The sequence below is a fragment of the Rahnella victoriana genome (genome assembly GCF_021276285.1).
GTDB classification, from domain to species: Bacteria; Pseudomonadota; Gammaproteobacteria; order Enterobacterales; family Enterobacteriaceae; genus Rahnella; species Rahnella victoriana.
This window is the reverse complement of sequence record NZ_CP089919.1, coordinates 2,225,189-2,247,625: the sequence shown is the minus strand read 5'-3', so window position 1 is coordinate 2,247,625 and position 22,437 is coordinate 2,225,189. Positions and strand designations below refer to the sequence as shown.

The 22,437-nt window shown below is 55.5% G+C and carries 15 protein-coding genes; 12 read left to right on the top strand and 3 right to left on the bottom strand.

Annotated features, from left to right (window positions below; genetic code table 11):
* Window positions 1-54: 54 nt before the first annotated feature.
* Window positions 55-2,091: an NADPH-dependent 2,4-dienoyl-CoA reductase gene (locus tag J9880_RS10415; RefSeq protein WP_269812099.1), complete on the top strand. Its 2,037-nt coding sequence runs from the start codon at window positions 55-57 to the stop codon at window positions 2,089-2,091.
* A gap of 72 nt (window positions 2,092-2,163) precedes the next feature.
* On the opposite strand, the gene rlmG is transcribed toward J9880_RS10415, so the two are convergent.
* Window positions 2,164-3,315 (bottom strand): 23S rRNA (guanine(1835)-N(2))-methyltransferase RlmG, encoded by a 1,152-nt coding sequence (gene rlmG / locus J9880_RS10410; protein ID WP_095923619.1) that lies wholly within the window; start codon window positions 3,313-3,315, stop codon window positions 2,164-2,166.
* Between the two features lie 170 nt (window positions 3,316-3,485).
* Here rlmG and J9880_RS10405 point away from each other — a divergent pair, with 170 nt between their 5' ends.
* The 5 genes from J9880_RS10405 to sstT all read left to right on the top strand — a co-directional run bounded on the left by J9880_RS10405 (window position 3,486) and on the right by sstT (window position 8,391).
* On the top strand, window positions 3,486-3,992 hold the full coding sequence (locus J9880_RS10405; RefSeq protein ID WP_013573860.1) for a M48 metallopeptidase family protein: 507 nt from the start codon (window positions 3,486-3,488) through the stop codon (window positions 3,990-3,992).
* A gap of 22 nt (window positions 3,993-4,014) precedes the next feature.
* Window positions 4,015-5,004: a Gfo/Idh/MocA family protein gene (locus J9880_RS10400; RefSeq protein ID WP_119823354.1), complete on the top strand. Its 990-nt coding sequence runs from the start codon at window positions 4,015-4,017 to the stop codon at window positions 5,002-5,004.
* A 23-nt stretch (window positions 5,005-5,027) separates the two neighbouring features.
* Entirely contained in the window at window positions 5,028-5,774 is a 747-nt protein-coding gene (locus J9880_RS10395) for a glutamine amidotransferase (RefSeq protein ID WP_195818037.1), read from the top strand.
* A gap of 301 nt (window positions 5,775-6,075) precedes the next feature.
* Window positions 6,076-7,044 (top strand): TerC family protein, encoded by a 969-nt coding sequence (locus J9880_RS10390; protein WP_095925224.1) that lies wholly within the window; start codon window positions 6,076-6,078, stop codon window positions 7,042-7,044.
* A gap of 135 nt (window positions 7,045-7,179) precedes the next feature.
* Window positions 7,180-8,391, top strand: a complete 1,212-nt coding sequence (sstT, locus tag J9880_RS10385; protein WP_095923622.1) for a serine/threonine transporter SstT — start codon at window positions 7,180-7,182, stop codon at window positions 8,389-8,391.
* A gap of 42 nt (window positions 8,392-8,433) precedes the next feature.
* Here the strand turns inward: sstT and J9880_RS10380 are convergent, their stop codons facing one another.
* Window positions 8,434-10,830, bottom strand: coding sequence for a beta-N-acetylhexosaminidase (locus J9880_RS10380; protein WP_232770415.1), 2,397 nt, complete (start codon window positions 10,828-10,830; stop codon window positions 8,434-8,436).
* Between the two features lie 132 nt (window positions 10,831-10,962).
* The gene (gene mgtA / locus J9880_RS10375; RefSeq protein WP_232770414.1) at window positions 10,963-13,665 is read right to left on the bottom strand and encodes a magnesium-translocating P-type ATPase; all 2,703 of its coding nucleotides are present in this window, start codon (window positions 13,663-13,665) and stop codon (window positions 10,963-10,965) included.
* 343 nt (window positions 13,666-14,008) lie between these two features.
* On the opposite strand from mgtA, the gene treR reads away from it, so the two are divergent.
* From treR to J9880_RS10345, 6 genes are all read left to right on the top strand, one after another.
* The gene (gene treR, locus J9880_RS10370; RefSeq protein ID WP_232770413.1) at window positions 14,009-14,965 is read left to right on the top strand and encodes a trehalose operon repressor TreR; all 957 of its coding nucleotides are present in this window, start codon (window positions 14,009-14,011) and stop codon (window positions 14,963-14,965) included.
* A 151-nt stretch (window positions 14,966-15,116) separates the two neighbouring features.
* Window positions 15,117-16,535 (top strand): PTS trehalose transporter subunit IIBC, encoded by a 1,419-nt coding sequence (treB, locus tag J9880_RS10365; RefSeq protein ID WP_232770412.1) that lies wholly within the window; start codon window positions 15,117-15,119, stop codon window positions 16,533-16,535.
* A 22-nt stretch (window positions 16,536-16,557) separates the two neighbouring features.
* Window positions 16,558-18,201, top strand: a complete 1,644-nt coding sequence (gene treC, locus J9880_RS10360) for an alpha,alpha-phosphotrehalase (protein WP_232770411.1) — start codon at window positions 16,558-16,560, stop codon at window positions 18,199-18,201.
* A 343-nt stretch (window positions 18,202-18,544) separates the two neighbouring features.
* Window positions 18,545-20,683: an anaerobic ribonucleoside-triphosphate reductase gene (gene nrdD, locus J9880_RS10355; protein ID WP_133823380.1), complete on the top strand. Its 2,139-nt coding sequence runs from the start codon at window positions 18,545-18,547 to the stop codon at window positions 20,681-20,683.
* A gap of 4 nt (window positions 20,684-20,687) precedes the next feature.
* On the top strand, window positions 20,688-21,152 hold the full coding sequence (gene nrdG, locus J9880_RS10350) for an anaerobic ribonucleoside-triphosphate reductase-activating protein (protein WP_232770410.1): 465 nt from the start codon (window positions 20,688-20,690) through the stop codon (window positions 21,150-21,152).
* A gap of 129 nt (window positions 21,153-21,281) precedes the next feature.
* Window positions 21,282-22,397, top strand: coding sequence for a glycosyltransferase family 9 protein (locus J9880_RS10345; protein WP_119823374.1), 1,116 nt, complete (start codon window positions 21,282-21,284; stop codon window positions 22,395-22,397).
* The last annotated feature ends 40 nt before the right edge of the window (window positions 22,398-22,437 follow it).

The window sequence follows — 22,437 nt, the reverse complement described above, 5'->3', positions numbered from 1 at the left end:
GTCCTGCCAGCGGCTAAATTGAATTCATCTCCTCCGACCACTTAAGAGAATTCCATGACTGATCGCGCTTCGCTGTTTTATCCGCACCTGCTGGCGCCGCTGGATTTAGGTTTTACCCAACTGAAAAACCGCGTGCTGATGGGATCAATGCACACCGGTCTTGAGGAACGCGAGGACGGGCCTGAACGTCTGGCGGCCTTCTATGCCGAACGCGCCGCTGCGGGCGTCGGGCTGATTGTCACGGGAGGCATTTCACCGAACGCGCAGGGCGTGGTGTATCAGGGCGGGTCAATCCTCGCCGAACAGGAGCACATCACTCATCATCGCGTGGTGACTGACGCGGTACATGCCGCGGGCGGCAAAATCGCCTTGCAGATCCTTCACGCAGGGCGTTACAGCTATCAGCCCCACCCCGTCGCGCCCTCTGCCCTGCAGGCACCGATCAACCGTTTTACGCCACACGCGCTGACTGAAGAGGAAATCGACTCCACACTGGCGGATTTCGCCCGCTGCGCGCAGCTTGCCAAAGAGTCGGATTACGACGGCGTGGAAATCATGGGTTCCGAAGGTTATCTGATTAACCAGTTTCTCACCGCACGCACCAACCAGCGCACCGACCGCTGGGGCGGTTCAGCGGATAACCGCATGCGCTTCGCCACCGAGGCCGTACGCCGCGTACGTGAAACCTGTGGCCGGGAATTCATCATCATTTATCGTTTATCCATGCTGGATCTGGTCGAAGAAGGCTCGGACTGGCAGGAAGTCGAAATTCTGGCGCAACGCATCGAACAGGCGGGGGCGAACATTATCAACACCGGGATTGGCTGGCATGAAGCGCGCATTCCGACCATCGCCACCATGGTGCCCCGCGCCGCCTTCAGCTGGGTGACGCAAAAACTGATGGGCAAAGTCGGCATTCCGCTGATCACCACCAACCGCATTAACGATCCTGACGTGGCGGAGAAAATCCTCGCCGAAGGCTGTGCGGATATGGTGTCAATGGCGCGCCCGTTCCTTGCCGATCCGGCCTTTGTCGAAAAAGCCGCGCAGGGGCGTGCTGATGAGATCAATACCTGCATCGGCTGTAATCAGGCCTGTCTGGATCAGATATTTGCCGGTGAAGTCACTTCCTGTCTGGTGAACCCGCGCGCCTGCCGGGAAACGCAGTTACCGGTGACCCGCGCGGACATCACCAAACGTCTGGCGGTGGTCGGCGCTGGCCCGGCCGGACTGGCCTTTGCCACCACGGCCGCCAGCCGCGGACATCACGTCACACTGTTCGATGCACACAATGAAATCGGCGGGCAATTTAATGTCGCCAAACAGATCCCCGGTAAAGAAGAGTTTTATCAGACGCTGCGTTATTACTCGCGTCAGCTGACTTTGCTGGGCGTGACGCTGCGTCTGGGCGAAGCCGTCAACGCCAGTCAGTTAACGGGCTATGACGACGTGATCCTCGCCTGTGGTATTTCGCCGCGCCTGCCGGATATTGCGGGCATTGATCATCCGTGCGTGCTGACCTATCTCGAGGTGCTGCGCGAGAAAAAACCGGTCGGCCAGCGCGTGGCGATTATCGGCGCGGGCGGCATCGGTTTCGATACCGCCGAATACCTGATCCACAACGGCCCGTCATCGAGCCTCAGCACGCAGGCTTTCAGTCAGGAATGGGGGATTGACCAGAGCCTGACGCATCGCGGCGGTCTGGCGCCCACCGGGCCACAGCCTGAACCCGCCGCACGGGACATCGTGCTGCTGCAACGCAAAACCACCAAAGTCGGCGCAGGGCTGGGGAAAACCACCGGCTGGATCCACCGCGCCAGCCTGTTGCAGCGTGGTGTGAAAATGCAAAGCGGCGTCAGTTACGAACGTATCGATGACGCGGGTCTGCATCTGATCATGAACGGCGAACCGGTGTGTCTGGCAGTGGATAACGTGATTATCTGCGCCGGACAGGAACCGCAGCGTGCGCTGTATCAGCCATTGCAGGAAGCCGGAAAAAACGTGCATCTGATCGGCGGCGCCGACGTGGCCGTCGAACTGGATGCGCGTCGTGCTATCGACCAGGGCACCCGGCTGGCGCTGAAGATTTAGAAAACGGCATCAGAAACCCCAGCCGAAAAAAAAGCCGCGATAAGCGGCTTTTTCATGTCAGCGATTCAGCGATCAGTGATGCGCAGCGGTTTTCACGGCACGCAGGATCACGAATTTCTGGTTGGTGGCGATGGTGGTGCAGTTGCCGAACAGGCGACGCAATTTCTGGTAGTAATCCAGATGGCGGTTGCCGACGATGCGCAGTTCGCCGCCGGTTTGCAGGCAACGTTTGGCGTCGCAGAACATGCGCCACGCGGTGTCATCGCTGATCACCGTGCCCTGATGGAACGGCGGGTTACACAGCACGGCGTGCAGCGTTTCGCGCTCAACACCGGCCAGCATATTGTTCACGTCAAAATGACAGCGGCTGAGATCCTGCGGCAAATTGTTTTCGACGTTTAGACGGCTCGACTCTACCGCCATATACGATTCATCGACGAACAGCATTTCCGCATCCGGGTTCAGCGCCAGCGCGGTCATGCCGATCACGCCGTTACCGCAGCCCAGATCCGCCATACGCCCTTCGATACCTTCCGGCAGATGCTGCATAAAGAAGCGAGCGCCGATGTCCAGACCGCCGCGTGAGAACACGTTGGCGTGGTTGGAGATACGGAATTCACTGTCATCCAGCGCCCATTCTGCAATCACCGGCCCGGCGGTTTGCGCAGGCAAAGTGGCTTCACAATGGATCAGACGGGCTTTTTTCCATGCCAGACTGGTTTTGGTCGGCCCGAGGATTTTCTCGAACAATTGCAGCGTAGAGGTATGAATATCACGGGCTTTTGCGCCGGCGATAATCTGGGTGTCCGGCGTCACCACTTCACGCAGCGCCAGCAGTTGTTGTTCCAGCAGCGCCAGCGTTTTTGGCACTTTGATGATCACCAGACCCGGATTGATTGGCAACGGCACCAGGCTGCTTTGCGCCGCCACGCTGTCTTCGTCAAACCCGTTAAGGCGCAGGTTATGGCGCATCGCCAGCTGACTCATAAAGGAGTCATTGATGCTGGTCGGATTGTGCGGCTGCAATGCGCAGGCCAGCGTGCCAAAGGCATCGTTGAAAATAAGCAGCGGACGGCCGTTGAGCGCCTCAGTGTTCAGGTTTTGCAGCAGATATTCATCGGCCGCTTCCCATGCCTGCAACTGTGTTGCCGCTTCTTCCAGCGGATAACGTTCCAGACGCAGTTGCAATAACTGACCACCGGTTTCGGTTTCAAATTGGCTCATTGGCCCTCCTCATATTCAATTTGCGCTGTTTATCCCTTAATTTGGTCTATCAGTAAAACGTTTTTTCAGTTAAAAAGGGGTTTATCTGCCGGATCCGCGCGATCGTGACAAAAATGGCGCTGACCGGTACAGCATCTTTTCCCCGGCAATAAGAGACAAAGCAAACAGTTATGCCTGAATTGACCTATCTGCAAGGCTATCCGGAGTCGCTTCAGGCTCAGGTGCGACAGTTAATCGACCAGGAACGTTTAGGTAAAGTCTTGCTGACGCGCTATCCCGAGCCGCACGAACTGACCACCGACAAGTCGCTCTATCAGTATACGCTCGACCTGAAAAACCAGTTTTTACGCAGTTCATCGCCGTTAAGCAAAGTGGCGTACGACAATAAAATCCACGTGATGAAACACGCGCTGGGGCTGCATACCGCGATATCCCGCATTCAGGGCGGCAAGCTGAAAGCCAAAGCGGAAATCCGCGTGGCGACGGTGTTTAAAAGCGCGCCGGAAGCGTTTCTGAAAATGATCGTGGTGCATGAACTCGCGCACCTGAAAGAAAAAGAACACAACAAAGCCTTCTACAGCCTGTGCTGTCATATGACGCCTGACTATCATCAGTTAGAATTCGACACGCGCATGTACCTGACGCATCTGGAAATATTCGGTAAGTTGTACCAATAATAATTCACTATAGGGATTTCACATGATTCGCTTCGCAGTCGTCGGCACTAACTGGATCACCCAGCGTTTTATTGATGCCGCACACGAGAGCGGTAAGATGAAGCTGACCGCGATTTATTCCCGCACGCTGGATGGCGCGAAAAAGCTCGGCGAGGATTATCCGGTTGAGCATTACTTTGATTCCCTCGAAGAGATGGCCGCCTCCGATCTGATTGATGCGGTATATATTGCCAGCCCGAATTCCCTGCATTATCCGCAGTCGCTGTTGTTCCTCCGTCATAAAAAACATGTGATTTGCGAAAAGCCGCTGGTCTCCAACCTGCGTGAAGCCGAAAGCCTGATCGCCTGTGCGAAAGAGAACAACGTTGTGCTGTTCGAAGCCTTCAAAACCGCGTATCTGCCGAATTTCCTGCACATGAAAGGCGCGCTGAACCGCATCGGTAAATTGCGCAAAGCCATTCTGAATTACTGCCAGTATTCCTCACGTTATCCGCGCTATCTGGCCGGTGAAAACCCGAACACCTTTAATCCGGCGTTTTCCAACGGCTCAATCATGGATATCGGCTATTACTGTCTGGCCAGCGCCATTTCGCTGTTTGGCGAACCGGAGTCGGTCAAAGCCACCGCGACCTTGCTGGAAAGCGGCGTTGATGGTCAGGGGACGGTGATTTTGTCGTATGCCGGTGATTTCGAAGTGGTGATCAACCACTCCAAAATCAGCGACTCCCTGCTGCCCAGTGAAATTCAGGGCGAGGACGGCACCCTGCAGATGGAAAAACTGTCTGAATGCCAGACGCTCAGCCTGACGCCACGCGGCAGCCAGAAGCTGGATCTGACCCAGCCTCAGCACATCAACACCATGCTGTACGAAGCAGAAACTTTTGCGATTCTGGTCGACAGCCAGTTTGTCGCGCACCCGGGGCTGGAAGTCTCGCGCATCACCGCCAAAGTGCTGACGGAAATCCGCCGTCAGACCGGCGTGGTGTTCCCGGCAGACCAGCAGCCCTCATGATTCATTCCATTCGGGAGTAACAGATGATTGCACCCAGCCAGAAACCGCTGTTGATTTTACAGACCGGCCACGCGCCGGAACCTATCCGTCGGGCGCACGATAACTTTCCGCAGATGTTTATCCGTCAGGGCGATATCGATGCGCAGCAGGTGGTGATTGTGGATTTACAGGCGGGTGAGCGCCCGTTGCCGCCGGAAAATTATTGCGGGGCGATCATTACCGGTTCGCGCAGCATGGTCACCGAGCATCTGGCGTGGAGCGAAGACGCGGCGGACTGGGTACGGCTGAGCATGTTGCAGGAATTACCGATGTTCGGTGCCTGCTACGGTCATCAGCTGATGGCGTATGCGCTGGGCGGCGAAGTGGATTACCATCCCCAGGGCATTGAAGTGGGTACGCACGAGGTCACGCTGACGCCAGCCGGGCATCTGGATCCGCTGGTGTCACAACTTCCGGCGCAGTTCGCGGCCAATCTGATCCACCTGCAAACCGTCATTACGCCGCCTGCGACCGCGACGGTGCTGGCGAAAACAGTGCACGATCCGCATCAGATCCTGCGCTACGGCCCGAATGCCATCAGCACGCAGTTCCATCCCGAATTCAGTCTGGCGGTGATGAAAACTTATCTCTCGTGGCTGGGATCCCTCGCCGAAGACGATACGGTGGATTTTGCACAACAGGCTCAGCAACTTAGCGAAACACCGCTCAGCCGCGGCCTGCTGCTGGCCTTTGTCGGCGCACTCGGCAAACGTCAGGCACTGGCGGGTTAATGCGCTAAAATGTTTCTGAATGTTTGACACCGGACACATTTTGCATTAATTTGCGAACTGCAAAGGGGAGTAACTTCTTCGTCGGATAATCGTCATTACGGTGTCTGGACCCGCGCTCACGCAGCGCCGTCTCAGCCACCCGGTTACCGGGGCAAAGATAAGCATTCATAAGATGAATACTTATCTTTGTAAGTGAGACCTTGCCGGAAGGCGAGGTTTGCTCACAGCTCAAAAAATGAGCGGCTAACGTCTTCCGACGCTGGCCGTTTTTTTTTGATGTTTTTTCGAGGATATCGCAATGATGAACTCCGTAGGCAACCCGATGTTGTGGGGCTCCTTTGCCGTGGTAGTGATAATTATGCTCGCGTTCGACCTGCTGTTGCAGGGCCGAAAAGGCGCGCAAACCATGAGTATGAAAAGTGCCGCGATGTGGTCGCTGGTGTGGATAGGCCTGTCGTTGCTGTTCAACTTCGGCTTCTGGTGGTATCTCAACGGCGAGTTTGGCCGTGAAGTGGCCGATGCCAAGGCCACCATGTTCCTGACCGGCTATTTGCTGGAAAAAGCGCTGGCGGTGGATAACGTCTTCGTCTGGCTGATCCTGTTCAGTTACTTCTCCATTCCGGCCAACCTGCAACGCCGCGTACTGGTGTACGGCGTGCTCGGTGCCATCGTCTTGCGTACCGGTATGATTTTCGCCGGCAGCTGGCTGGTGGGGCAATTCAGCTGGATTTTGTATGTGTTCGGCGCGTTCCTGCTGTTCACCGGTATCAAGATGGCGCTGGCGAAAGAAGATGACGGCGAAGTGGGCGAAAAGCCGATGATCCGCTGGCTGCGCAGTAAAATGCGTATGACCGACGAATTGCAGGGCGAGAAATTCTTCGTGCGCCGTAACGGTATTCTGTTCGCCACACCGCTGCTGCTGGTGCTGATCATGGTCGAACTGAGTGACGTGATTTTCGCGGTCGACAGTATCCCGGCTATTTTCGCGGTGACCACCGACCCGTTCATCGTGCTGACGTCTAACCTGTTTGCGATCCTCGGCCTGCGTGCGATGTACTTCCTGCTGGCGGGCGTGGCAGAGCGTTTCTCGATGCTGAAATACGGTCTGGCGGTGATCCTGATTTTCATCGGTATCAAGATGCTGCTGCTCGATGTGTTCCACATTCCGGTGGGAATATCGCTGGGCGTGATCGCGTCGATACTGATCATCACCTTGCTGATTAACACCTGGGTGAACCGTCGGGCTGACCTCGCAAAATCCAAAAAATAAGCGGGCATCGATCGCAAAATACTGTCATCAGGCGGGCGCTAACAAGCGCCCGTTATTTTTTGAGCTAGATTCTGCTAGTCTCCTGCTTCGCCGTTCAGGACACGAACGGTGATAACGTATAAAAAAGGGAAAATCATGCAAACACCATCCTCTCCGTCATTTGTAAAACGCTTCACCGACAGCAGTCTGGTGATGCAAATTCTGGTCGGCTTAATCGCCGGTATCATCCTCGCGGCACTGGCGCCGGAAGTGGCAAAAACAGCGGGTCTGCTCGGCAGCCTGTTTGTCGGCGCGCTGAAAGCCGTCGCGCCGTTGCTGGTGTTAGTGCTGGTGACCGCCTCCATTACTAATCATCCCAAAGGCAGGAAAACCGCGCTCGGCCCGATCCTGTTTCTGTATCTCTTCGGGACGTTTTCAGCGGCGCTGATAGCCGTCGTGGTCAGTTTTATGTTCCCTTCGACGCTGGATCTGAAAGTTGCTAACGTCGAAATCACGCCGCCGGGAGGCATTGCGGAGGTGCTGAAAGGGCTGATTATGAGTATTGTGTCTAACCCGTTCCGCGCCCTGATCGATGCGAATTATATCGGCATTCTGGCCTGGGCGATTGGCCTTGGGCTGGCGCTGCGTCAGGCTGCTGATACGACGAAAAATCTGGTCACGGATGTCTCGGTGGCCGTCACCAAAATTGTCCGTGTGGTGATCCGCTTTGCGCCACTGGGGATTTTCGGTCTGGTCGCCGAAACACTGGCCACCAGCGGATTTGGCGCACTCTACGATTACGCCCATCTGCTTGCCGTGCTGATCGGGTGTATGTTGCTGGTGGCGCTGGTATTTAACCCGCTGATCGTGCTGGTGAAAACCCGTCGCAATCCTTACCCACTGGTCTTTGCCTGCCTGCGTGAAAGTGGCGTCACCGCCTTCTTCACCCGCAGTTCTGCCGCCAATATTCCGGTCAACATGAACCTTTGCCGCAAACTGGGGCTGGATGAAGACACCTATTCCGTGTCGATCCCGCTGGGTGCCACCATCAATATGGCGGGCGCGGCGATCACCATTACGGTGCTGACGCTGGCGGCGGTCACGACGCTGGGTATTGAAGTGGATATTCTGACGGCGCTGTTGCTGAGCGTGATGGCGGCAGTATGCGCCTGTGGCGCGTCAGGGGTGGCGGGCGGTTCGCTGCTGCTGATCCCGATGGCATGCAGCCTGTTTGGCATTCCCAATGACATCGCCATGCAGGTGGTGGCTGTCGGCTTCATCATCGGTATTTTGCAGGATTCAGCGGAAACTGCGCTGAACTCTTCCACCGATGTGTTGTTTACCGCCGCAGCCTGTCAGAAACACTGATCCTTCCTGCACCGGGCAGCCCCTGCCGCCCGGTGCATTGCCTTACGGCTTCACGCCGTTCAGCAACACCTCCAGCGGGTACACCATCGCGATCACCAGTTCGTCATGGATCGCCGCCGCATCATCCAGCTGAGCCTGCGCCTGCCGGCGTTCCTGCGCTGTCAGGGATCCGCCTTTTTGCAGTTTATCCAGCCACGTCAGCCCTAACGCAGATAACCCGCCAAGCTGTTCCGCCACCGGCTGCAACGGTTTCAGCACATAGTTTTGCGCCAGCACCGGTTTCACCTGCTCCGCGCTACGCTGCCAGCTTTCCAGTTGCTCACGCACAGATTGCGCCGCCTGCGCATTTTTCGGATCCTGTACCAGCGTATTCATCTGCGCAGCAAACTCACGTACGGCGTTGCTTTCTGCCGGTAACGCATCGGCCAGACGGTTCAGCGGCTCGGACTGGGTGTAATGTCCGGCCTGGAATTTGAGGTGCTGGCGGGTGTAATACTGTGCCGGTTCCAGCGCCGTCGAGAAGCTGAGCAGCGGCGCAATATCCGTGCTGTTAGCCAGCCGCGTCATCAACCGCGCCGTTTCCACATGCTGTTGCAGCCCGGCCGATACCACCGACCAGGCGTCGATTTTCGCCAGCCGCTGATACATATTGCCGGTGTCTTTCACGTCCTGCGCCGACCACAGCCGCTCCGCGACGACAAAACCGCGCGGCCAGAGTTTCAGATCCAGAATTTGCGAGGTGATATTTTCCTGCCACAGCGCCGCTTCGCCACCGAGGATATTTTTCATTCCCGCCGCATCCGGCACCACCGGCGGCAGACCGTCCGGCACCGCGCTGAGCGGGCTGCCGGTCACCGGATAACGCGCATTGCCGATAATGAAATAACCCGCGAATTGGCCGTCTTTCAGGCTCAGCACCGGCCGCGTGTCGCCCATCCAGGTATCAACCGCGAAACTGACGCGACCGTCGTGGTGCCAGACGATATCGCGCACTGCGCGTCGCGTTTTGCCCGTGAAATCAATAAACCCGCGCCAGCCATCTTTGCCCTCTATCAGCGTAAAGCTGCCGTCCACCGGTTTGCCTTTCAGGCGCGGCATGTTGAACGTCCAGCTTTGCGCTTTTTCCCCTTCGGCCACGTTCTGATCCACACCCGGCGGCTGCGGCAAAATCTCATTGCGATAGTGATAGGCCGCGCTGTGCGGCTGATCGAGATAGAAACCGGTGGAGAGAATGCCCTGATAGCCCTTCTGCGCGCTGGCACCCAGTGAATCCGGCCCCTGCCAAGACTGGATCACGATGTCATGCGGCAGATCCGGGTGGAAAATTTCGTCCCAGCCGACCATCTTGCGCTGGTGTTGTTGCAGGATCGTCTGCAAACGGGTGTTGAAAAAGGCCTGCAAAGCGTGAGTGTCAGCGATGCCCTTTTCTTTCATGAACGCCTGGATCGGTTTCGAGGTTTTCCACTGTGTGGCGTCCACTTCGTCCCCGCCGATGTGCAGATACGGATCAGGGAAGATCTGCGTCAGTTCGCCGACGATGGCATCCGCAAAGGCATAGACTTGTTCACTGGTCGGATCCAGCGTCGGTTCGTGTACGCCCCAGGATCGTTCCATTTTGTAGGGCCCCGGCGCGCTGAGCAGTTCGGGATAGGCGACCGCAATCGCGGAGGCATGGCCCGGCATATCGATTTCCGGCACCACGCGGATCCCCCGCGCCGTGGCGTAGGCCACCACCTCTTTCATCTGCGCCACGGTGTAAAACTGCCCGTCGCTCGCCAGTTGCTGCAGTTTGGGATACTTCTGCGATTCGAAACGCCAGCCCTGATCGTCGCTGAGATGCCAGTGCAGCACGTTGAGTTTCGCCGCCGCCATGCCATCGAGCTGACGTTTGATATCCGGCAACGGCAGAAAATGGCGGGCAGAATCGAGCAGCACGCCGCGCCACGCGAAACGCGGCTGATCGTGAATGCTGACCAGCGGGATAAAGGTGTTTTCGCCGTCGTTCTGCACCAGCTGTAACAACGTTTCCATGCCGCGCATCGCGCCGAAACGGCTGCTGGCAGTCAGCGTTGCGCCTTGCGGCGTGACCTCCAGCCGGTAGCTTTCATCACTGTCCGGCATCGGCTGCGCCGCGACTTTCTTCTGAATGATGATCGTGATCGCCGCCTGACCGCTGACCGTTTCGCTATTTTGCGGCAACAGATACCAGCCGGTTTGCTGCGCCAGACGTTCGCGCCAGCGGTTAACCTCAGGCATCAGCGCATCGCCTTTCACCTGGATCTGTAGCGCCTCACTGAGGACAAATTTACCGGCAGGCGAAGTGACATCCACCTGCTGCGGCCACGGCATCAGCGGTAAATTCCCGGCTGGCGCGGCAAAGGCGGAAAAGGTGAGAAACAGGGATGAAGCCAGAAGGGTACGACGGAAAGGCATTAACATCGGCGAAATTCCTCAGAGTAAAAAGCGCGCCATCTTAGCCCGCTGAATCTAAAGGAATAACTATAGTCGCTGGATAAAATAAAGGCGGTGACTGAGTTAACAATCACCGCCTTTATGATTAATGCGAAACCCTTATTGCCAGCCGTAACGGCGCACGAACCAGCCTTTCACGCACTGCGTCAGCACCATGTAACCGGCCAGGATCGCCACCAGCCACGGGAAGTAGCTCAGCGGCAGCGGCTGCAATTGCAGGAAACTGGCAACGGGCGAGTAAATCAGGGAGATGCCGGTCACCACCACCAGCAGCGTCATGATGCACAGCGGCCAGGAGGCGCGGCTCTGAATAAACGGCACTTTGCGGGTGCGGATCATGTGCACGATCAGCGTCTGCGACAGCAATCCTTCAATGAACCAGCCGGACTGGAACAGCGTCTGCGCCTCCACCGTATTGGCCTGGAATACCCACCACATCAGGCCAAAGGTCATGATATCGAACACGGAACTGATCGGCCCGAAGAACACCATAAAGCGGCCAATGTCACCCGCGTTCCAGCGCTGCGGTTTTGCCAGTTGCTCTTCATCCACGTTATCAAACGGGATCGCCACCTGAGACACATCATAAATCAGGTTCTGAATCAGCAGATGCAGCGGCAACATCGGCAGGAACGGCAGGAAGGCGCTGGCGACCAGCACGCTGAACACGTTACCGAAGTTAGAACTGGCGGTCATTTTGATGTATTTCAGCATGTTGGCGAAGGTTCTGCGCCCTTCTGTCACGCCCTGCTCCAGCACCATCAGGCTTTTTTCCAGCAGAATGATATCCGCCGCTTCTTTGGCGATATCCACCGCCGAATCCACCGAAATGCCAATGTCTGCCGCACGCAGCGCCGGGGCGTCGTTAATGCCGTCGCCCATAAACCCGACCACATGCCCTTCGCCACGCAACACGCGCACAATGCGTTCTTTGTGCATCGGCGTGAGTTTGGCGAACACCGTGGTGTCGCGGGCGACCCGCAGCAACTGACTGTCATCCATGGCATCAATATCGCTGCCGATCAGCACGTTATCGGCCTGTAATCCCACATCTTTGCAAACTTTGCGCGCCACCAGCGGATTATCGCCGGTGAGGATTTTCACCGTCACACCCTTGCGTTGCAGCGCGTCCAGCGCCGGTGCAGTGCTCTCTTTTGGCGGATCGAGAAACGCGATGTAACCGGCAAGGATCAGGCTGGATTCATCGGTCACGCCATAACCCTGCGTGCGCGATGGCATCACTTTATGCGCCACTGCCACCACGCGCAGCCCCTGCTGATTGAGATCGTCGGTAATGCGGCGGATACGCGCCAGCAACACATCGGTCAGCGGCACAATCTCACCGTTGAGCTGCACCAGCGTACAAATCGACAGCATTTCTTCCAGCGCGCCTTTGCAGATCAGACGATGGTTTTGATCATTTTCGGCCACCACCACAGACATACGGCGGCGGTCGAAATCGAACGGAATTTCATCGACTTTCAGCGAGTGATGCGCCTTGCTGGCATCACCGCATTCCAGCACCGCGACATCCAGCAGATTTTTCAGGCCGGTCTGGTAATGGCTGTTCAGCCACGCCAGATGCAGCACATCGTCGCTGGTTTCACCGAGCACGTCGGTGTGACGCTCGAGCACGATTTTATCCTGCGTCAGCGTGCCGGTTTTATCGGTGCAGAGGATGTCCATCGCGCCGAAGTTCTGGATGGCGTCCAGACGTTTAACGATCACTTTCTGGCGGGACAGTTTGACCGCGCCTTTCGCCAGCGTCGAGGTGACAATCATCGGCAGCATTTCCGGTGTCAGCCCGACCGCCACGGAGAGCGCGAACAGCGCCGCTTCCCACCAGTCGCCTTTGGTGTAGCCGTTGATCACCAGCACGACCGGCGTCATCACCATCATAAAGCGGATCAGCAGCCAGCTGACTTTGCTGATCCCGGCCTGGAAGGCATTCGGCTGGGTATCTTCCTGAACCACACGTTCGGCGAGCTGGCCGAACCAGGTTTTGCCGCCGGTGGCAATCACCATGGCGATCGCCGTGCCGCTCACCACGTTGGTGCCCATAAAGCACAGCGTGGTCAGTTCAAGCGGATCCGCCGCCACCGGTTTTTTCTCGCAGGCATGTTTTTCCACCGGCAGGGATTCACCGGTCAGCGCCGCCTGGCTGATGAACAGATCTTTGGCAGACAGAATGCGCAGATCCGCCGGGATCATATCGCCCGCCGACAGTTTGATCAGATCACCCGGCACCAGCTGGCTGATCGGGATTTCCACCGTTTCGCTGCGCCCGGTTTGAGCGTCACTGCGCAGCACCGTGGCGGTATTGCTGACCATGGCTTTCAGCGCATCCGCCGCTTTGTTGGAGCGCGCTTCCTGAATAAAATGCATAAACGTGGAGATCAGCACCATCGCGCCAATCACCAGCGCGGCAGTCAGATCGTCGGTGGCGTAGGACACCAGCCCGAGCACGGTCAGCAGCAGGTTGAACGGATTGCGGTAGCAGTGCCATAAATGCAGCCACCACGGTGCCGGTTGCTGGTCGCCGGTCTGATTGAGGCCGGACACCTCGCGGATCGCGTCGGCTTCGTGCGCCGTCAGCCCTTCAGGATGGCTGGCAAATTGCAGATACAGCTGGTCTTCCGTGGCACGGGCACAGGCCTGACAATGCGCCGACATCGCGGCAGGGATCGCCTGCGCAGCACGGGCTGGCACGTTTTCAAGCATCGGGTCGCGGCGGACTAAACGACGCGGTAAGTTACGGCTGAGCGCAGTGAGCAGCCGGGAAGTGAAATTTTTGAACATCATTCGCACCTTTGTTGCGCCCACGGCAAAGCCGCCGTGAGCATGGCAAAAGGGTTATAAAAACAGGGCGAACGAAAAAGACGATCGCCACTGCTTACCAGGTAACGTCACGGCAAGCAGCAGCAAAAATGCGGGTGCTTACCGGATCACAACGGACCTACAGAGTTGGGGTCGGGTTCCATGGGTTTTCACCTCCGGTAAGGAACGGTTGGGAAATTCATACGCATCGGGTATAAAAATCCGTTAGGGTAACGGCACGGACGACGCACACAGCATCTCCGGCGAGCGCAGTATACGCCGGTTAACTACAACCAAATTTAAACCTGACCCTCATTCACCTGAAAACATGACCCTACAAAATCGCCTGACCATTAATGATATTGCCCGCCTGAGCGGTGTCGGAAAATCCACGGTTTCCCGCGTTTTAAATAACGAAGGCAACGTCAGCCCGCAAACCCGCGAACGGGTGTTACAGGTGATTGAACAGCAACATTTCAGCCCGTCGAAATCCGCGCGGGCGATGCGTGGCTTCAGCGATAAAATTGTGGCGATCATTGTGTCGCGCCTGGATTCTCCGTCAGAAAATCAGGCGGTGCGCGCCATGCTGCCGCTGTTTTATCAGCAGGGTTACGACCCGATTGTGCTGGAAAGCCAGTTCAGCGCCGAACGCGTTAAAGAGCATTTACAGGTGCTGAAGCAGCGCAATATCGACGGCGTGGTGTTGTTTGGTTTTACCGGTTTATCGGCGCAAATGCTGACGCCGTGGCAGGACAAACTGGTGATGCTGGCGCGCGATATGCCGGGGTTGTCTTCGGTGTGTTATGACGATGCCGGTGCGGTACAACTGCTGATGAACAAGTTGCTGGCGCAGGATATCCGCCGCATCGGTTTTATCGGCGTTTCGCCACGGGACACCACCACCGGTCAGCGACGCAGTGAAGCTTATCAGGCGTTGTGTCAGGCGCAGGGGCTGACGCCGCACATCGCGCTTGGCGAACTGACCTATCAGAGCGGTTTTGACCTGATCCCGCGCTTGCTGGAAAACGACATTCAGGCGGTGATTTGCGCCTCGGATACCATTGCTATCGGCGCACAGAAATACCTGCAACAGCAGCAAATCCGCGACATTCAGGTCTGCGGTATCGGCAATAACCCGCTGCTGCATTTCCTGTTCCCGGAATCGTACTCGGTGGAACTCGGTTATGGCGCAGGCGGCGAAGCGGCAGCCCGACAATTGCTGACGCAGCTCAGCGGTTCTGCGCCCGTGCAACAGCTGATTATCCCCGGAAAGCTGGCTTTCTGATCCCCTGCCTTTCTGCCCTGTACCTTTCTTAAAAGCAGAAACTTTGTGATCGTCCCGGCAAAACCGGGAACGTTCCCGGACAAGTTCCCGCCGCCTTCGCTATGCTTAAACCGTACCCTACACACTCACGCTACATCACAGGCCACTTCCCATGAGCAAAGTTAAGCAACAGGATGTTGATCAGCTGATCGCCCTTGTCGGCGGCAGCGACAATATCGCGATGGTGACTCACTGCATTACGCGTCTTCGTTTCGTCCTCAATGATCCGTCTAAAGCCGATCCGAAAGGTCTCGAAGCCCTGCCAATGGTCAAAGGCTGCTTCACCAATGCCGGGCAATTTCAGGTAGTGATCGGGCCGGAAGTGGACGATTACTATAAAGTTTTGCTCGCCAGCACCGGTAAAAACCAGGCGGGAAAAGAGCAGGCAAAAATCGCCGCCCGCCAGAATATGAGCTGGTTTGAACGCAGCATTTCGCACTTTGCGGAAATCTTCTTCCCGCTGCTCCCGGCGCTGATCAGCGGCGGTTTAATTCTCGGTTTCCGCAACGTCATCGGTGAAATCCCGATGGGCGACGGCCAGACGCTGGCGCAGATGCATCCGCTGTGGCAGTCGATTTACGACTTCCTGTGGCTGCTCGGCGAAGCGGTGTTTATGTTCCTGCCGGTGGCGGTCTGCTGGTCAACGGTCAGAAAAATGGGCGGCACCGAAATCCTCGGCATCGTGCTGGGTATCACGCTGGTGTCGCCACAGCTGATGAATTCCTACAACCTCGGTCAGCAAATTCCCGAAGTGTGGAATTTCGGCTGGTTCACCATCGAAAAAGTCGGTTATCAGGCGCAGGTCATTCCTTCCGTACTTGCCGGGATGGCGCTGGCGATGATTGAAAATGGCCTCAAACGCATCGTGCCCAATTACCTGTATCTGGTGATTGTGCCGGTCAGCTCACTGCTGATTGCCGTCTTCCTGGCGCATACGCTGATCGGGCCGTTTGGCCGCATGATTGGCGACGGCGTGGCTTTCGCAGTGAAATTCATCATGACCGGCAGCCTCGCGCCGATCGGTGCCGCATTGTTTGGTTTCCTCTATGCGCCGCTGGTCATTACCGGCGTGCATCAGACGACGCTCGCCATCGATATGCAGATGGTGCAAAGCACTGGCGGAACGCCGGTCTGGCCGCTGATCGCCCTCTCAAACATCGCGCAGGCAGCCGCGGTCGTCGGCGTGATTATCGTCAGCCGTAAACACAACGAACGTGAGATTTCCGTGCCCGCCGCCATCTCAGCCTTCCTCGGCGTAACGGAACCGGCGATGTACGGCATCAACCTGAAATACCGCTTCCCGATGCTGTGCGCGATGATCGGCTCGGCGTTTGCCGGCCTGATTTGCGGCCTGTTCCACGTCACGGCTAACGGCATCGGCGTCGGCGGATTACCGGGCATTCTGTCCATCAAACCGCAGTTCTGGAGCATCTACGCACTGGCCATGCTGGTGGCGATTGTGGTGCCAATTATCCTGACCGTGCTGGTTTATCAGCGCAAAGCCCGCCGTGGCGAACTGGCAGTGGTGTAAGAAATTTAAGAAGGAAAATGGAATGAACAGCGAATTGCCGTGGTGGAAAAACGGCGTGATTTACCAGATTTACCCAAAGAGTTTTCAGGACACTACGGGCAGCGGCACCGGGGATATCAACGGCATCACGCAGCGTCTGGATTACCTGAAAACGCTGGGCGTCGATGCCCTGTGGCTGACGCCGATGTACCTGTCGCCGCAGATTGATAATGGCTACGACGTGGCGGATTACTGCGAGATTGACCCGGCTTACGGCACGCTGGAAGATTTCGAACGGCTGACCGCAGAGGCGCATCAGCGCGGGATCCGCATCGTGATGGACATGGTGTTTAATCACTCTTCCACGCATCACGAATGGTTCCGCCAGTCGCAGGATCCGGGCAGTCCGTTCCGTCCGTTTTATATCTGGCGTGACGGCGCGGACGGAGGCGGGCCGCCGAATAACTGGCGTTCAAAATTCGGTGGCGGCGCCTGGCAGTGGCATGAAACCAGCGGTCAGTATTATCTGCATCTGTTCGCCACCGAGCAGGCCGATCTCAACTGGGAATACCCGCCGGTGCGCGAGGCGCTGAAAAAAGTCTGCCAGTTCTGGGCGGACAAAGGCGTCGACGGGCTGCGTCTGGACGTGATCAATCTGGTGTCCAAGCAGCAGGATTTCCCGTCTGACGACGCCGGGGATGGCCGCCGTTTTTACACCGACGGCCCGCGCATTCATGAGTTCCTGCAGGAATTCAGCCGCGACGTGTTCAAACCCCTCGGGCTGATGACCGTCGGCGAAATGTCTTCCACCCAACTGGAGCACTGCCGCCGTTACGCCGCCAACGACGGCAGCGAACTGTCGATGACCTTTAACTTTCATCACCTGAAAGTGGATTATCCGAACGGCGAAAAATGGACTGACGCGCCACCGGATTTTATCCAGCTTAAGCAGATTTTCCGCGACTGGCAGCAGGGCATGCACGGTCACGCCTGGAACGCGCTGTTCTGGTGTAATCACGATCAGCCGCGCATCGTGTCGCGTTTTGGTGATGAAGGCGCACTGCGCACCACGTCGGCTAAAATGCTGGCGATGGTGCTGCACGGTCTGCAGGGCACGCCGTACATTTATCAGGGCGAGGAAATCGGCATGACCAATCCTGGCTTCAGACATCTCGAGCAATACCGCGATGTGGAAAGCCTGAACATGTTTGCCGAACTGAAAACGGATGGCCGCGACACCGCAGAACTGCTGCGCATTCTGGCGAAGAAATCGCGGGACAACGCGCGTACGCCGATGCAGTGGGACGCCGGGGAACAGGCCGGATTCACCCGCGGCACGCCGTGGATTTCCGTCAGCCACAATGCCAGAGACATCAATACCGAACAGGCGCTGGCCGATAAAGACTCGGTGTTTTATCTGTATCAGCAACTGATCCGCCTGCGCAAAACATTGCCGGTACTGACCGGTGGTGATTATCAGGATTTGCTGCCGGAACATCTGCACTTGTGGAGTTATACCCGTCACGCGGCAGGAAAAACCTTGCGGGTGATGGCAAACCTGAGCGCACAGGATCAGGCGTTCACCTTGCCGGAATTCCCCGGCAGCACGGTGCTGAGTAATTATGCGACACCGGCACTTTCCGGCACGCTGCGTCCGTACGAATGTCTGTGGCAACTCGCCGGATAATCTGAATTTTCCCTTCTGTCGGGTCGGTCACATCAGTGGCTGACCCGTTTATTTTTTATGCATCCCCTTATAAAACAACAGGCAAAATTCAGGCCAGAATTTACATTTGGTCATCAATTCTTCCGCCAAAAAAATTCTTTGTTTCAGGTCAATAAAACGAGAATTATCACTCGCGTGAATGCTACATATAGTGTGTATAGTACACACCCAACCCAATATATAGCGGTTTACCGCAACAGCTACACAACCGGCCTGTAAGCCTTGTGCGGCGCGGGATCCGCCCAAAAGGAGTGTCATTGTGAAGGCAGACAGACTGGAAACCCTACCCGCAAAATCCACTACAATGCAGCCCATCGTGATTAAGCGGGATGGTTGTCAGGTCCCTTTCGATGAAGTTCTGATTAAACAAGCCGTGCAACGCGCGGCGGCGGCTGCCGGTATCGACAGCGTGGATTATTGCGCTCAGGTTGCCCGCGTGGTGGCGGAAAGTCTGCAAGACCAGGCTCGTGTAGATATCCACGATATTCAAGATGCGGTCGAAAATCAGCTGATGGCAGGTCCGCATAAAAAGCTGGCACGCGCATATATCGAATACCGCCATGACCGCGATGTGAAACGTGAAATGCGTGGCCGTCTGAATCAGGAAATCCGCGGTCTGGTTGAACAAAGCAATATGGCGCTGCTCAACGAGAATGCCAACAAAGACAGCAAAGTGATCCCGACCCAGCGTGACCTTCTGGCGGGTATTGTCGCCAAGCATTACGCCAAACAGCATATTTTACCGCGTGATGTCGTGCTGGCGCATGAGCGTGGCGAAATCCATTATCATGACCTTGATTACTCCCCGTTCTTCCCGATGTTTAACTGCATGCTGATCGACCTTAAAGGCATGTTGAATCACGGTTTCAAAATGGGTAATGCGGAAATTGACACGCCAAAGTCTATTTCCACCGCAACGGCCGTCACCGCGCAGATTATCGCGCAGGTCGCCAGCCATATTTACGGCGGCACGACCATTAACCGCATCGACGAAGTACTGGCGCCGTTCGTCACCGCCAGCTTCAATAAACATCGCCAGACTGCCGAAGAGTGGCAGATTGCAGATGCGGATGGCTTTGCTCACAGCCGTACCGAAAAAGAGTGTTATGACGCCTTCCAGTCGCTGGAATATGAGGTTAATACGCTGCACACCGCCAACGGCCAGACGCCGTTTGTCACCTTTGGTTTCGGTCTGGGCACGTCATGGGAATCCCGTCTGATCCAGCAGTCAATCCTGCGTAACCGCATTGCCGGACTGGGCAAAAACCGCAAAACCGCGGTGTTCCCGAAACTGGTGTTCGCCATCCGCGACGGCCTGAATCATAAAGCCGGTGACGCCAATTACGACATCAAGCAACTGGCACTGGAATGCGCCAGCAAACGCATGTACCCGGACATTCTCAATTACGATCAGGTGGTGAAAGTCACCGGTTCCTTCAAAACGCCGATGGGCTGCCGCAGTTTCCTGGGCGTTTACGAAGAAAACGGCGAGATGATCCACGAAGGCCGCAACAATATCGGCGTGATCAGCCTGAACCTGCCGCGCATCGCGCTGGAAGCGAAACGCGATGAAGCGGCGTTCTGGGCACTGCTCGACGAACGTTTATTGCTGGCGAAGAAAGCCCTGATGACCCGAATTGCGCGCCTCGAAGGCATCAAGGCCCGCGTCGCACCGATCCTGTACATGGAAGGTGCCTGCGGCGTTCGTCTGAAAGCCGACGACGATATTTCCGGCATCTTCAAAAATGGCCGCGCCTCGATTTCACTGGGTTACATTGGCGTGCATGAAACCATCAACGCGCTGTTCGGCGACCAGACCCACGTGTTCGACGCCAGCCAGTTGCGCGAAAAAGCCGAGGCGATTGTTGCCCGTCTGAAAGCCGCCACCGACAGCTGGAAAGACGAAACCGGCTACGGCTTCAGTCTGTACAGCACACCCAGCGAAAACCTGTGCGACCGTTTCTGCCGTCTGGATAAAGCCGAATTCGGCCTGGTGGCCGGTGTCACCGACAAAGGGTATTACACCAACAGCTTCCATCTGGACGTCGAGAAGAAGGTCAATCCGTATGAAAAACTCGATTTCGAAGCGCCATATCCGCCGCTGAGCAATGGCGGTTTCATCTGTTACGGCGAATACCCGAACCTGCAACACAACCTGAAAGCGCTGGAAGATGTGTGGGATTACAGCTACAGCCGTGTGCCTTATTACGGCACCAACACGCCGATCGATGAGTGCTACGATTGCGGTTATACCGGCGAATTCGAGTGTACCAGCAAAGGTTTCACCTGCCCGAAATGCGGCAATCACGAACCTTCCCGCGTGTCGGTCACCCGCCGCGTGTGCGGTTATCTCGGCAGCCCGGATGCCCGTCCGTTTAATGCCGGTAAGCAGGAAGAAGTGAAACGCCGGATTAAGCATCTGGGTAACGGCCAGCTGGGTTAATGCTTTGAACTTCCATCAGTATTACCCGATTGATGTGGTGAACGGGCCGGGAACACGCTGCGTACTGTTCGTTTCCGGCTGCGTCCACGAATGCCGCGGCTGCTATAACAAAAGCACCTGGCGGCTGGATTCCGGCAAGCCATTTACGCAGGCAGACGAAGACCGCATCATCGCCGATCTGCAAAATACCGTGATCCCGCGTCAGGGTCTGACGCTGTCCGGCGGCGATCCCCTGCATCCGCAAAATCTGTCGGCGGTGCGCCAGCTGTTGTTACGCGTACAGGCGGAATGTCCGGGCAAAGATGTGTGGATGTGGACCGGTTATACACTGGGCGAACTGACGGCGGAACAGCAGGACGTGGTGGCGCTGATTAATGTGCTGGTCGACGGGAAATTCGTGCAGGAACTGAAAGACCCGTCGCTTATCTGGCGCGGCAGCGGCAATCAGGTGATTCATTATTTAAGATAGAGATCTGAGGATGAGATAGCAGTGATACATCGCATCACTGCAAATTTTTAATCCAGATATTGACATCTGACATTTGAATATCCTTTTACGCTGGGATAAGATAACCCCATAATATAAAAGAGGTTGAAAATGTCTTATTCAGATCTTCGGATGAAGTTTATTTCTTTCGTGCTAAGAAAATACCGTCACTTCACTAAAAAAAACAGCAACAACCTCTCTTTTGAACATCAAAACTTTAAAAGAATAATGATCATCTCAAACAAATTATTGGGTGATTTTTTATTTTGCACGCCTGCTATCCGCGCTTTAAAGGAAAAATACCCCCACGCTGAGATACTTGCTGTTATCAGCCATAAAAATAAAGGCATTATTGGGGAGAACAACTTTATAAATAAGGTCGTTTATATGGATAGCACGCTTACAGATGTCCTTAAAGCGTTACCTGAAATCAGAAAATTCAAACCAGAGATTTCCGTAATATTTCATTCCCGCACACCTTATGATTTAATACTTTCTGTTTTTTCCAGATCTAATTTCATTATCAAACACTACTTTAATAATGATATAAAAAAACTTTTCAATGTATGCGATCATTTTGTTTTAGATCCATGTACGCCACCGGTACTCAATCATCTTGCACTGATCAGTAAGTTGGGTTGTGACACCCAGGGGAAAAAAATGTTTTTTCCTGCCGAAGTGCCAAAAATCATGAAAGACAGTACATCTCCATTGATCATCGGCTATCAGCTTGGTGCATCAAAACCTAATCGTTATCTGCCAGAAACAACACTGCAACAACTGACAGAGATGCTCTCACTCCATTCCCCATTGTGTGAGTTTCATTTATTTGGAGCGCCTTCTGAAAAGCCATTGGGTGATACCTTTGTCAAAGGCCTTACGGAGGAGACAAGTCACAAGGTGGTTAATCACATTGGGAAAACTACACTGCAAGGCTTAGCGCATACCTTGAATGCGATTGATATCCTTATCACGCCAGACACAGGGACTTTGCATATCGCAACTTCGCTGGAAATAAAAACCGTTAGTTTATTTGTTACGCGTAAAGAAAACGGTTGTGAACCTCAACAAGATCCACATCTGCATAACGTCATTTATGCTTCCGATTATAGCGAATTAGCGTTTGACAGAACCTTTCCCAAACCTCTCGAATTTATTCCAGCAGAAATTATATTCAAAAATATTTTGTCATCACTTTCAGAAAAAAACGAATTATCTGCGCATTAAACACGCTGTAAATTGTATCGGGCATTTATGATTTTCACCC

Coding starts and splice junctions, on each gene's coding strand:
- J9880_RS10415 (WP_269812099.1), top strand. CDS start 55: ATGACTGATCGCGCTTCGCTGTTTTATCCGCACCTGCTGGCGCCGCTG.
- J9880_RS10390 (WP_095925224.1), top strand. CDS start 6,076: ATGAACTCCGTAGGCAACCCGATGTTGTGGGGCTCCTTTGCCGTGGTA.
- nrdD (WP_133823380.1), top strand. CDS start 18,545: ATGCAGCCCATCGTGATTAAGCGGGATGGTTGTCAGGTCCCTTTCGAT.
- sstT (WP_095923622.1), top strand. CDS start 7,180: ATGCAAACACCATCCTCTCCGTCATTTGTAAAACGCTTCACCGACAGC.
- treR (WP_232770413.1), top strand. CDS start 14,009: ATGACCCTACAAAATCGCCTGACCATTAATGATATTGCCCGCCTGAGC.
- J9880_RS10395 (WP_195818037.1), top strand. CDS start 5,028: ATGATTGCACCCAGCCAGAAACCGCTGTTGATTTTACAGACCGGCCAC.
- J9880_RS10380 (WP_232770415.1), bottom strand. CDS start 10,830: ATGTTAATGCCTTTCCGTCGTACCCTTCTGGCTTCATCCCTGTTTCTC.
- rlmG (WP_095923619.1), bottom strand. CDS start 3,315: ATGAGCCAATTTGAAACCGAAACCGGTGGTCAGTTATTGCAACTGCGT.
- J9880_RS10405 (WP_013573860.1), top strand. CDS start 3,486: ATGCCTGAATTGACCTATCTGCAAGGCTATCCGGAGTCGCTTCAGGCT.
- J9880_RS10345 (WP_119823374.1), top strand. CDS start 21,282: ATGTCTTATTCAGATCTTCGGATGAAGTTTATTTCTTTCGTGCTAAGA.
- treC (WP_232770411.1), top strand. CDS start 16,558: ATGAACAGCGAATTGCCGTGGTGGAAAAACGGCGTGATTTACCAGATT.
- mgtA (WP_232770414.1), bottom strand. CDS start 13,665: ATGATGTTCAAAAATTTCACTTCCCGGCTGCTCACTGCGCTCAGCCGT.
- J9880_RS10400 (WP_119823354.1), top strand. CDS start 4,015: ATGATTCGCTTCGCAGTCGTCGGCACTAACTGGATCACCCAGCGTTTT.
- treB (WP_232770412.1), top strand. CDS start 15,117: ATGAGCAAAGTTAAGCAACAGGATGTTGATCAGCTGATCGCCCTTGTC.